This is a genomic window from bacterium 336/3 (assembly GCA_001281695.1).
Lineage (GTDB): Bacteria > Bacteroidota > Bacteroidia > Cytophagales > Thermonemataceae > Raineya.
Genome location: LJIE01000001.1, coordinates 1,713,069 through 1,726,110 on the forward strand (window position 1 = coordinate 1,713,069; position 13,042 = coordinate 1,726,110).

Below are 13,042 nucleotides of genomic sequence, written 5' to 3' on the forward strand. Positions count from 1 at the left end.
AAAGAGGCTTTAAGCCTCTTTCTTAATTTAATAATTCATTAATCGGATTTCTTCTAAAAGGCTATTAATAAATTCCCAATCTACTTCTTCAGGAAGAGAGCTTTTCTTGTAAAGAGTTTCAATCTCTATCAAATCTTCTTCTGCTTTGGAAATAATACTTTCCAAATTAACTTTACCTTTTCGGATATCTAAAAGCTCTTGGATATTAGGTCTTCGGACATGAACGGTGTGATCTGTTACAATTTCTTTTGCCATATCCAGTAGCCTACGACAATGCAATAAGTTTTTACCATCTATTTGTTGCTGATGCCCTTCAATATCTACATAACGTTGTGTATTGCGTGTTTCGAGCCAAATCTGATATTCTTTGTAATCTTTACAATGTGTTTCGTAGCCATTTTTATTATACCAAACCATAATAGGCTGATCTTGATATGTATTGTACCACTCTATAGGAATGCTATCTACACGCAATGAGGTGGATGTTTCATCATCATTGATTAAGCCTTTAAACTGAAATACATTGTTTTTATCCAAAAACATTCCGTATAAACCTGTACCATTCTGGATGTGACTTAAACCTGCTTGTTTAAGTTCTTCCATTGAGAATTCTGAAAGTAAAGGCTTCGACTTTACACCATCTATCATATAACAGAAATGTAAAGGCGTTTTGCGTTCTACTTTTTGTTTTTCCCAGTTCATTTTTTTATCCAAGCCTTTTGCTTTTTTTATTTGAGCACTAGCATAGCCTGCAAAACTCTGGAAACATTTTTTTGTTAGAAACTTATCTCTTTGTGCTATAATCAAATCAAACTCTTTTTCTTGGATAATCACACATTCTTTAGGCATAAAAAGGAGTTCCAACATGGTAGGGTTGGCAGATTGAAGTAACTGTAGGAAACGTCTAATTTCAAAATACATTTCATCTTTACTGACCTCAATTTGTTCTTTGTAATGAAATGTCAGTATTTCAATGGGGTTTTGGACAAATACACCTTTATAATCTACATCTGAGGTAGCAGTATTTGTTCCATACGCCTGACTTCCCACAACAGTTTTAAATATGTATTTAGGGGTTTTCATGATTGATTTTTTCTGCAAATAAAACCAAAAAAATCTTTTACCTTTTCTGTTTCATCTTTTTTCTTTTACTTGTAACTTGATTTTGATACTTCACTGTAATTATGGCAAATAAAAATCAGCTTTTACGATACCTGATTGTAGATGAGTTGCTTCGGAATAAACAAAAGAAATACCCCAGCAAAGAAGATATTTTGGAGGTTATCAGGGAGCGTACAGATAAAGATTATTCGGATTCATCTTTAGAAAAAGATATGAAAGCTATGAGGGCTAATTTCAATGCTCCTATTGAATTTCATAATTTTCATAGAGGGTATTTTTATGGCTATAAACAAAAAAATAGAAGGGGAGAGATGACTTATGAAGAAGATAGAGAATATCGTTTTATGTCTATTAGTCTTTCTCAAAAAGATTTAACTGCCCTTAATTTTGCTGAATCCATTTTACAAGGCTTTAAAGACACTAATATTTTTGGAGAATTTACAGATGCCATCAATAAGGTATTGGATGCCGTTGAAATCAGCAAACAGCTCAAAGACACAGAAAAAGGTTATAAAAACTTTATTCAGACCGAAAATGCAGGTTATACACTTGGTAGAGGTTGGCTTTCGGATGTGCTGATGGCTATCAAGGAACAAAAACAGATATATTTTGAATATAAAAAATTTACACAAGAAGATGTATCACAAAGAACATTGCATCCATATTTGCTCAAAGAATTTAAAGGGAGATGGTATGTTGTAGGATATAATCCTGATAGACAAAGCATTGCAACATTTGCCTTAGACCGTATAGTTTCTTTGCAAATTAGCTCATTGACTGTAATGTATCCTGAAAAATTAGGCTTTGAGCCAGATAGATACTACGATAACTGTTTTGGTATTACGAGGCTTTCTGAAGAAAAAACGGAAGAAATTACTTTATCATTTGATCCTTTTACAGGAAACTATCTTAAAACAAAACCATTACATTCAACACAAGAAATATTGATAGATACAGAACAAGAGTTTAGAATACGTTTGGAACTGATTATCAATAGAGATTTGGTGATGGAACTTTTGAGTTTTGGGGATAGTTTGAAGGTAGTGTCTCCAAAAAGACTTGTAGATGAAATGAAGAATCTTTTAAAGGCAACTCTTGAAAAGTATAGCAAATAAAAAAGCCACTCGAAAGTGGCTTTTTTGAGTTTATTAATAACGGTAGTGTTCAGGTTTGAAAGGACCTTTTTTGTCCACACCAATATAAGTAGATTGTGAGTCTGTAAGTTCATCTAACTCAGCACCTAATTTAGCCAAGTGTAAACGAGCAACTTTTTCATCTAAGTGTTTAGGTAACAAATACACGTCATTACCGTATTTATCAGCATTTAACCACAATTCAATCTGAGCTAAAGTTTGGTTACAGAAAGAATTAGACATTACAAAAGAAGGGTGTCCAGTTGCACAGCCTAAGTTTACCAAACGACCTTCAGCAAGAACGATAACGTCTTTACCATCAATTGTATATTGATCTACTTGAGGTTTGATAACATCTTTTGTATTGCCATAATTTTTGTTCAACCAAGCCATGTCAATTTCAGTATCGAAGTGTCCGATATTACAAACCACAGCCTTATCCTTCATCATTTTGAAGTGTCTATCTACAACGATATCTTTGTTACCTGTAGTTGTAACGATAATATCTGCCATAGGAATAGCTTTATCCATTTTAAGTACCTGATAGCCATCCATACATGCTTGTAAAGCACAGATAGGGTCGATTTCAGTTACGATAACTCTCACTCCTTGAGAACTTAAAGACTGAGCAGAACCTTTTCCAACATCACCATAACCAGCAACAACAGCTACTTTACCAGCAAGCATTAAGTCTGTAGCTCTACGAATAGCATCTACCAAAGACTCACGACAACCATATTTGTTATCAAATTTAGATTTTGTTACAGAATCGTTGATGTTGATAGCAGGCATTGGAAGAGTACCTTTCTTTACACGCTCATACAAACGATGTACACCTGTAGTAGTTTCTTCAGAAAGTCCTTTGATACCAGCTACCAATTGAGGATAACGATCTAAAACCATATTCGTTAAATCACCACCATCATCCAAAATCATATTCAAAGGCTCGCCACCAGCAAAAGCAAATAAAGTTTGCTCAATACACCAGTCAAATTCTTCTTCATTCATACCTTTCCATGCAAACACAGGAACACCAACAGCAGCAATAGCAGCAGCAGCATGGTCTTGTGTAGAGAAAATATTACAAGAAGACCAAGAAACTTGAGCACCTAATTCTACTAATGTTTCAATAAGAACGGCAGTTTGAATAGTCATGTGAAGACAACCAGCAACCCTTGCACCTTTTAGAGGTTTACTAGTTCCAAATTCCTCACGTAAAGCCATTAAACCAGGCATTTCTGCTTCTGCCAATCTGATTTCTTTTCTGCCCCACTCTGCAAGGCTCATGTCTTTTACTTTGTAAGGTAATTTTTCTGTGGTATTTGTCATTTTGATGCGATTTTTTAAATTCGGTGCAAAGATAAAAAAAATATATAACTATTCAAAGATCTTGGCATAGAATATCTAAAAACTATCTAAATCATGTTTAGATTGGTTCTAAATTTAATTTTAATATATAAATACATAGTGTTTTTTTTTATATTGAAACAACTCTAGCAAAATATTTTATTTAAAATATAAAAGTTTATGCGTCATTTTTTTATCTGGTTGCTATTCTTTAGCAATTTTATGTTGTGTGCTCAAAACTTAGATAGCTTACAAAAAGTCATCAAGGTCATGCCAGAAGACACATTAAAGGTTATCAAACTCAATGAACTTGCCATGATGAATGTGGGCAGAAGTCCCCAAAAAGGCTATTTGTTGGCTGATGATGCCTTAAAGTTAGCTGAAAAAATTAACTATGAAAAAGGAATAGCCCTGAGTTATAAAACATTGGGAAACACTCAGTATATGCAAGGTTCTTTACAAGAAGCGGGCAAGTACTATCAGAAAGGCTTGCATATAGCAGAGAAAATACAAGATAAAGATGCCATAGCCAGTTTACATAATAATTTAGGTTTAATATTTACAGAAATAGGTGATTATGAGAAAGCTATGCAGTTTCACCTGAAATCTCTCAAATTTAGAGAAGCCATAGGCGATAAAAAAGGAGTAAGTAAAAGCTATTTAAATATAGGTAATGTTCTGTTAAATCAGGAAAACCTAAACGAAGCCCTTCAATACTATGAAAAAAGTTTAGAAATAGCCAAAAGTATCAATCTCATGATAGATGTAGGAAATAACTATAACAACATTGGAAATATTTATAAAAGACAAAAAAAGTATCAGAAAGCTACAGAAGCTTATTATGAAGCGACTAAAGTATTTGAGCAAATTGGAGATTTAAGGGGCATAGTAGTTACAGATTTAAACTTAGGAGATGCCTATTTAGATGCGGGTGATTATCAAAAAGCATTGGATGTGTATAATAAAGCTATTCCGATAGCTACTAAGTTGAGTGATAAAGTAATGGCTGGTTTACTCTATTCCAGCAAGGGAACAGCACAATCAGAGTTACAAAACTATCCTGATGCTTATGATAATCTTAGAAGAGGACTGGTTATGCTTCAAGAAGCAGGTGCTCGCAATGATGTAGCCAAAGTATATGGGGCATTATCTTCTTATTATGAAAAACAAGGCGATTATAAAGAATCTTTGAGGTTTTATAAACAATCTAAAGAGTTGAAAGATAGCTTGTTCACGGATGGGCAAACCAAACAAATTGCCAAAATGCGAGAGGCTTACAGTTCAGAAAAAAAAGAAAAGGAAAATGAATTACTCAGAAAAGACAATGCTCTCAAAGACATTGAAGGTCAGAGAAAAAATGTGTATATTTTCGCTTCTTTAGCAGTTTTAGGTTTGGTTGGAGCCTTAGCTTTTGTATTGTTTAGAAACAACAAAGAAAAACAGAAGATAAATCAGCTATTACAAAAACAAGCCAAAGATTTGGCAGATGCCAATACTGATATTTTACAGAAAAATGTGATGTTGGAACAACAAAAAGAGGAAATTTTAGCTCAAAGAGATGCCATCGATGAACAAAATAAAGTCTTAAACTTCAAAAATGATCAAATCCAATCTAGTATCAGAGCTGCTCAACTTATCCAAAATACAATTTTACCTTATTCTGAACGTATTAAACAAATACTTGGGGATTATTTCATTTTCTATCAAGCCAAAGATGTTGTGTCTGGCGATTTGTACTGGATAGACCAAGAATCAGGAAAAAATATCGTAGCTGCCATAGATTGTACAGGGCATGGGGTTTCTGGAGCCATGATGACCATGATTGCTTATAGCATTTTAGATCGTATTGTGCATGTATATAAAATTACAGACCCAGCTACTATTTTAGAAAAAATGCATGAAGAGGTCAAACATGCTCTTTTACAGGATGAGACTGGCAACAGAGATGGTATGGATGTTGCAATCATAACTATAGAAAAAAATGGAAACAATCAAAGCATTGTTACTTTTGCTGGAGCAAAAAGACCTATGTTTATTCAAAATATAAAAAATAATGAAATTGATGAAATTAGAGGAAAAAGAAGGGCTATTGGTGGTGTTCAAGATGAAAACATTCATTTTGATAACCATGTGTTTGAATTGCCACAAGGTACCATGGTTTATTTGAGTTCGGATGGTTATGCAGACCAAAATGATATGGAGCGTAAAAAGTTTTCTGAAGATCGTTTAAAAAAGCTTTTTGAAAAAATAGCTCTTATGAGCACTCAAAAGCAACATGAAATTGTTTCAGAACTAATTGGTAAATATATGGAAAATACTGAACAAAGAGATGATATGCTTCTGATAGGAGTAAGAGTCTAAAATAAAAATAATCAAGAGATTATAAATGATTGTTAGATTAAAATCCTAAGCTCAATTGTAAATTTTGTTTTTTCCAAAAAGCAGGATTTTCTAATTTTAAAAGCTTTTCTTTTGCTTTTAAACCTCCAGCATAGCCTATCAAATCACCATCACTACCAATAATTCGATGACAAGGAATAATAATGGAAAGAGCATTGGCTCCATTGGCATTAGCAACAGCCCTGATGGCTTCTTTATTGCCCAATGTTTCTGAAAGTTTCAGATATGTAGAAGTAGAACCATATTCTATGGCTAAAAGTGCATTCCACACACTTTTTTGAAAATCTGTTCCCACAAACAACAAAGGGATTTCAAAGTTTTCTCTTTTGTTGATGAAATACTCTTCTAACTGTTTGATAGTAAGTGATATTACATCATTGCTCTGCTCAATATATTTGGCATTTAATCCCTTTTGAATACGACTATCTACAGACTCTCTTTGTTTTCGATAACGCCAATCACATAAACACAACTGTTCTTGAAAAGAACCAAGAATGAGTTCCCCAAAATCTGTGGAATAATATTGAATTTGTATGGAATTCATAAAGATTTAGCGAAAAATAGATTTCTCAAATATATTAAATTTGGTATGAATAAGGAAATATTATCCTATATCTGATAAAAACTTAAATAAATCTGTTTCCATAGGCAATTCTAATTTCTTACGAAGCCTTGTTCTGGATACCTTGAGGCTATCAGTACTTACATTCATCAAATGAGCTATTTGTTTGTTATCCAGCCCTAAACGGATGTATGCACAATGTTTGAGGTCATTTTGGCTAAGTTTGTTGTAATGATTTTGTAAATGCTTAAAAAACTGAGGATGAACTTCTTCAAAGTGTTTTTTAAAATCTTCCCAATCTTCTTCCAATTTGATAGTATTATCAATAATTTTATCAACCTTCTTTCCTAATTTATCTTCTTTTTCAAGCTCATGTCGAATATCCATCAAAGCTTCATTCTTTTCGTGAAGTTGTAATGCCTTGATTGTTAAGTTTCTATCAGCCAATGCCAATTCTTCTTGCAAACGAGCATTGCGTTCTTTTTCAGCTTTTTGAGATAATTGGATATTTTCTAATTGGAGTTTTTTCTTAATATTTTGGAGTCTGTAAAGCCTATAGACTATAAGAGCAAATATCAGAAAACCTATGATAGAAAGTGCTTCAAGGGCTATCCAAAGCCGTTGTTCTTTAATTTGTGATTCTTTTTGTTTTTGAATTTTATCAAACTCATGTTGTGCTTGTAAAAAAGCCACATTATTTTTTGTTCGAATGAGCAAAAGGCTATCCCTAACTTGCAGATATAGTTTTAAATATTGATAAGCTTCGGAGCTTTTTTGTTGTTTTTCATAAATTTCTGCTAAACCTTTGTAAGCTCGTTCTTTAATCTCCATTTCCATCTGTGGCTGACTTCTAATAGTCCAATATCGTCTATCTCGAATCAAACTTAAAGAACTATCATAATATATTTTTGCTTTATCTATCTGATTTAAAGAAAAATAAGTATCTCCTAAATAGCCTAAAGATATAGAGGCATTTCCTAGTTCCAACGATTTGATGCAATGTATAATATCTTCCTCCAAATAGGGAATAGCTTTCTCATAGTTTTCTTGTTTAATATATGAGATACCCATATTGCCTTTAATAATAGCTATCCAAACACTATCTTTACGATAAATAGCTTCTTGCATAGATTTTTGAAAATACATTTCTGCTTCTTTAAAATCTTTAGTAGCTCGCTTTACAAGTCCTAAATTGTTATAGGCTTGGATAATATCTCTCTTTGATGAAGGAGTATTGTTCTTATAAATTTCAAGCACTTTAGTCCAAATGCCCAAAGCTTTCTGATAATTTTCACTTCTATAATGTAAACGAGCCAATAAATCCATATAATAAGCTTGTTTAAGAATAGGAGCTTGCAGAGAATCTGCCATCTCTACGGATTTAATTTTATAAAAAAGAGAAGTTGGATAGTCACCCATTCGCTCATACAAATAAGCCCCCATTTGAATAAAATGAAGCCGTGTAAACTGATTATTACATTGATTTTTAGCACTTTCCTGAATTGTTCTTTCAAAGTAATCTTTTGCCTGTTTGTATTTTTTTATATTTTCATTGGCGTATAAATAACCTAAAAAGCTATATAAGTATGCTTGTAGACAAGGGTTTTCTACTTTTTTGATATAAGTAAGATACTTATTTTCAATATTTTGAATATCATCTTTGCCTTTTTCTAACTGTTTGTGATAAGACTCTGAAATCCAGAAATATGCTAAACTAATAGACTCTCCATATTTCTGTGTAGATAGTTGATGAGTAGCCTTTTCAAATACTTCTATTGTGTATTCTGCTGAGTATTTTTTTAGAAATTGGCTGTGAGTACTTTCAATATATTTTTGAAGAGTGTCTGAATTGCTAAGATATGTGGGATTCGTCAGTATTTCAGATACATACTGTATATCTTTAGATAAATTATTTTGTCCAAGAACAAGTGTCATTGGCATACAAAACCATATCCAAAAAAACACTATTTTGACCATTAGACCTCCAAGCTTTATAACTAAACATTGTTTACCCAAATATAATCATAACAAAGACATGCCCAAGAAAAGCTTTTATTTTTTTGAGAATGCTTATTTTCTAATAAATATAAAATCCTATGATTCAAATTTTTATAAACTATTTTTCATGTTGTTTACCTTTTGTTTACCCTTGTTTTTTGCCTTTAATATCTTTTTTATACTGTTTTGAATAAAAGTTTTGGTAATCCCACAAACTACTATGAAGTATGAAAACTGCTAATAAATAAAATAGTTAAAATGGTTAAATAATTTTTGAACACAATAGAAAGCATAAAAAACTCTGAGCATTGCTTGGAGTTTTTTATTTTATAGATTTTTACACATTATTGTAGTCTCGACAGGACTATAATTTTATTCTTTTTATTAAAAATAAATCACTTTTTGTAAATTAGGGTACAAACATAGGTACTAACATTTTTGTTGTGAATAGCTTTTAGGGTGTTACATTCGTTAGCTTTTTTTTATAGTGTGGATTTTGTGGATTAATAGTCTTTTTTTAGGGTGTCCAATTTGTCCAATTTTTTCCTTTTTTATAGTGTCGGAAAATGTTGGTTTTTGCCTTTTTTATAGTCGCAGAAAATTACTCTTTTTATCGTTTCGGAAAACTCTTTTTTATAGTGTCAGAAAATGTCTTTTTTGAGTTAAACAATTTTGCAATAAACTAATTTATTTTTTAGCCTTGTCTAAATTATTTAAAAATCAATTTTTACCTGTTTAACAAGTAGAAGTTTTTTTATAGTGTCTAAATGTCTTTTTTATGGTTACCGAAAACTCCTTTTTTTATAGTGTCTAATTTGTCGATTTCACGGTTACCCCTCTTTTTTTTATAGTGTCCAAAATGTCACTTTTAATTATAAATTTGATGTGAAAATAGTTGTTTTAATCAGGCTACAAGGGGTATCAACATTATTGAGTTTATGGAAAATGACAACTTTAGACAAGAATACACTAACACTCAATAAGCCTTTGAGCCTCCACCTTTATTTTATCTTTAAGTTCTTGGATTAGTAGTGTATCATTAGTAAGGCTAAAGTCTGAATTTATAGCCTTTATTTTGGCTATTTCTCTTTGATAGGTAGTTTTATTGCCTCCAAGTGTTTTGTTCTTTTGAAAATGTTTTATTTCGTTGATAATAGCATCTAATCCCCTTTGGTGTATGGTTTGAGCTATAAGCATCTTTTCAAAGTCTTTTACATTTTTTGGAGGTTTGAAATTAGGCGTTTTTCTTGCCTCTATTGAATTAAACTCTTTTAACCACTCACTTACTACATAATTGTAAAAGTTTTGATTATAGAGTGTTTTTACATCTAAATTAGGGGCTTTTAGAATTTGACTTGTTTTATGTTGGTATCTTACCTCAAACCGAAATGTATTTTTTGCTGTAAACTCACTTGGTATCAATTCTTTTTTCTGTTTATACTCCTTTTGTTTGTCGTAAACAAGTTTTGTTCTTAAACTATTTTGCCAATAAACTGAATGAGGGTTTTCAAACCTTTGATAGCCTTTTGAACCCTGCAATTCACTAAAATAGGTTTTTGGTGGGTGTATAGTTTTTACATTGCTACTAACATCTAATCTACTTACCTTTTCAGATAAAAGAAGTAATTGTAAATCATCTTGGAGGTTCTCCAACGCTTCTTTTGTTTGATGCCTTGATAGTGTATGAAAATTGTTACCAAAATAATACTTGGCTAAACTGCCAAAAATAGAAACCTGATTTTCTGTAATGCTAATACGAAAAGGTTCTAAAAAACCTATTATCCAATGTTTATTGTCTTTTTGATGTTGTGATACACTGGTAAGCACTTGTATAAGACTTTCAGAATAATTTAAGTTTGGTAGTATGATTTTCAGGGTATCAAACATAATGATAGGACACAATTTTGTGTACTTTTTCTTACTTACTAATTAGAAACTTTGATTTTTAAATACAATTTGGTTTTCAAAGTGAAATTGTAGGATAAACTCTATTTTCACTTTGATTTTTAAAGTAAAAGCCTCCTCATAAATGGAGGCTTCACTAATCATCAAATAATTTGAGTTGGTAGTTTTTGAATAGGGCTTTGTTGGTAGTACAAAGTTGTGAACGTGGAAAACCACTAATAGAACACCTGCCAATTTTATACACCTGTAATAAGCCTTTTTTCTCAAGGTCTCTTTTAGGGTATGTTAAATAGTTTGGGTGTGTCTGTAACTTGGTTGCAACCTCTAAGATAGTTTGAGGTTGTTCCAATAACTCTTTGAAAAGTAAATCTTTTAGACTACCTTTGTTTTGCTTAAGGGGTGTGGGGTGGTTATCCATTTTGCACCTCCTTTCTTTTAGCTTCTTTTCTGAATTGTTTGAGCCAATTTTCTACTAATTCGAGTTCAAACAATGTTCTCCTACCTACTTTAGAGAAAGGTAAACCTATTTTCATGAGGCTATGGAGAGTAACTAAACTAACATTAAGACGTTTTACAATGTCTTTTCTTGTTAGAAGTGTTTTTTCAGGTTCTTTTTTAGTTTTTAGAACCTGTAATTCTGCCAAGATTTTTTCTTGGTTTTCTTGTACTCTTCTTATAGAGTTCTCAAGATTAAGAAAAGGATTTTCCATACGAATTTGATTTTTGTTTCTTTGCCAAAGTTCGTATGAATACAAGTTGTAATGGTTGTAATGGTTGTTTCTCAAAAAATAACAACTAACAACCAACTATTTCCTTTATAGCATCTCTAAAAGTCAGGTAAGTATCATAGTGTTTTTTATCAGTAGTTTTTTTATCACTAAAGGTTTTATCAGCATACTTTTGTAGCCCTTGAGGTTTGCCTTTATCTATACCAGTCTTTTCAAATAAAAAATTAACAGTTTCAGTTTGAAATGTTGTTGGAGAAAATTCTATTTGTTTTAACTCATGGAGGGTAAACATAAAAATAGCAATGTTTAATCCTTTCTCATTTTTAATTAAATCTAATAGTTTGGGGTATTTATCTATTAAGTTTACCAAACTATCAAAAGGTGTAGTAGTAGTAGTATTTTTCTTTTTAGTTTTTTTTGGTGTTGAGCCTTTGAGGTGGTTCAAGTAAACTTCTAAGAATTGGCTATAAAGAAAAGTTGCCTCATGCGAAATTTGGCTAAGAAGTTCTTTTTTAGGTATAGGATTCTTTTTTAACCAATCATTTACATCTTCTAAAAGATTTTCCAAAGTATTAATTTTAGCATCAATTGTTTGTGTATAATTAGTGCGAACTTTCAAATCATGTAATTTTTGCCAAAATAAGCCAGCTATACTTTTTTGTGCATAATTTTGCTTTTGATTTTCATGAGTGGTTATGTGCGAACTGACTATGAAATTATCATTTATGTCTATTTGTTCAAAATAATCAATAAAGTTTTCTTTTGAAGGTAAAGTATCTTGAAAGGCTTTTAATTCTTTACGCTTTTCCAGTTGTTTATTTAGGAAATCTATAATTTCACTTATACCATTATACTCAAATTCACCTCCAAAGCTTCTAAAATGCGTTTGGGCTTTTCTATACCTTAATAACTCATTATTTATGTTAATTTTTAAAGAGTTAAAATAAATCAAATAAGGTTCTAAACTATAAAAATAGTCTTTGTCATCAAAACGGAGTTTTAGGCTACTCTCATACCTTATTTCTTTTAAAGCCTCATTAAACACTTTATGGACATTTTGAACATCATACGTTTTACTTAAAACATCTTTTTCACCTTTTTCTTTTTTTCCAATAGAAATGGCTGTGTATTTCCTTATGAATGTTTCTTTATAGTTTTCTAAATCTTGAATTAAATGTGGATTATTTTCTATGTTATTCTTAATGTAATCTCTTAGCAAAATCTTTTTTTCCAAATTATCAATTTCTCTATCAAATAGTTTTTCTATTACATCTTTGATAGTTAAAGGCTTTTTTTCACCTATTTTCAAATCTATCTGTTTTTGAATAAAGTCTATGATTTGAGAGTTTTGTTCGTGTAGGTTACCATTATCATACTGAATGTAATAAAAATCAGCTTTTTTGTATCTCAATAATTCTTTACCTAAATCTAAATTATCACTACCAAAAAAGTATGTTTGATAATCTTTAAGATTTTTCCAGTATTCTCCATTATCAAATGAAGCCCTCCATGCTATTTGTTTTGTACAATCCAATAACACACTATCATGAATTTCATAAGCAAGTTTATTAAGAGCTATTCTACTATTTTTTTCTTCTTTAGTAGGAAAAACAATTTTGTCATTTTTACTATCATGCTTTATTAGCCTTATTGTATCAAAATCATTTATAGCCTGTTTATAAAATTTATCAAGTTCTTTGAATAAATCAGTATTACTCTGATAATTTGAAATTATAAAAGTTTTGAGGGTAAATTCTTTTTCTAATTTATTCTTATTATCAGAAAAGAGTTGTTCTACAACATCTTTGTAGTCTTGATAGGTTAATTGTTTTTGTTCTGTTTCCATA

Annotated in this window: 10 protein-coding genes; 2 read left to right on the top strand and 8 right to left on the bottom strand. The window is 31.1% G+C overall.

All coding sequences use genetic code 11. From position 1 onward, the window contains the following. Positions 1 to 27: 27 nt before the first annotated feature. Positions 28 to 1,083 carry a hypothetical protein gene (locus AD998_08120; GenBank protein KOY86115.1) on the bottom strand — a complete coding sequence of 352 codons (1,056 nt, stop codon included), beginning with the start codon at positions 1,081 to 1,083 and terminating at the stop codon, positions 28 to 30. 101 nt (positions 1,084 to 1,184) lie between these two features. On the opposite strand from AD998_08120, the gene AD998_08125 reads away from it, so the two are divergent. Next, positions 1,185 to 2,237 carry a hypothetical protein gene (locus AD998_08125; protein KOY86116.1) on the top strand — a complete coding sequence of 351 codons (1,053 nt, stop codon included), beginning with the start codon at positions 1,185 to 1,187 and terminating at the stop codon, positions 2,235 to 2,237. A 33-nt stretch (positions 2,238 to 2,270) separates the two neighbouring features. Here AD998_08125 and AD998_08130 read toward each other — a convergent pair whose 3' ends face one another. Then, complete coding sequence (locus AD998_08130; protein ID KOY86117.1) at positions 2,271 to 3,584, bottom strand: adenosylhomocysteinase; 1,314 nt, start codon at positions 3,582 to 3,584, stop codon at positions 2,271 to 2,273. Positions 3,585 to 3,782: 198 nt separating this feature from the next. On the opposite strand from AD998_08130, the gene AD998_08135 reads away from it, so the two are divergent. Continuing rightward, complete coding sequence (locus AD998_08135; protein KOY86118.1) at positions 3,783 to 5,963, top strand: hypothetical protein; 2,181 nt, start codon at positions 3,783 to 3,785, stop codon at positions 5,961 to 5,963. 37 nt (positions 5,964 to 6,000) lie between these two features. Here AD998_08135 and AD998_08140 read toward each other — a convergent pair whose 3' ends face one another. The 6 genes from AD998_08140 to AD998_08165 all read right to left on the bottom strand — a co-directional run bounded on the left by AD998_08140 (position 6,001) and on the right by AD998_08165 (position 13,041). Beyond that, entirely contained in the window at positions 6,001 to 6,546 is a 546-nt protein-coding gene (locus AD998_08140) for a cysteine methyltransferase (GenBank protein KOY86119.1), read from the bottom strand. 60 nt (positions 6,547 to 6,606) lie between these two features. Further along, positions 6,607 to 8,499, bottom strand: coding sequence for a hypothetical protein (locus AD998_08145; protein ID KOY86120.1), 1,893 nt, complete (start codon positions 8,497 to 8,499; stop codon positions 6,607 to 6,609). Between the two features lie 1,032 nt (positions 8,500 to 9,531). Further along, complete coding sequence (locus tag AD998_08150; GenBank protein ID KOY86121.1) at positions 9,532 to 10,449, bottom strand: hypothetical protein; 918 nt, start codon at positions 10,447 to 10,449, stop codon at positions 9,532 to 9,534. 154 nt (positions 10,450 to 10,603) lie between these two features. Then, positions 10,604 to 10,885 (bottom strand): hypothetical protein, encoded by a 282-nt coding sequence (locus AD998_08155; GenBank protein ID KOY86122.1) that lies wholly within the window; start codon positions 10,883 to 10,885, stop codon positions 10,604 to 10,606. After that, on the bottom strand, positions 10,878 to 11,177 hold the full coding sequence (locus tag AD998_08160; protein ID KOY86123.1) for a hypothetical protein: 300 nt from the start codon (positions 11,175 to 11,177) through the stop codon (positions 10,878 to 10,880). The genes AD998_08155 and AD998_08160 overlap by 8 nt, the downstream gene beginning before the upstream one ends. A gap of 85 nt (positions 11,178 to 11,262) precedes the next feature. After that, positions 11,263 to 13,041 carry a hypothetical protein gene (locus AD998_08165; protein KOY86124.1) on the bottom strand — a complete coding sequence of 593 codons (1,779 nt, stop codon included), beginning with the start codon at positions 13,039 to 13,041 and terminating at the stop codon, positions 11,263 to 11,265. Between the last annotated feature and the right edge of the window lies 1 nt (position 13,042).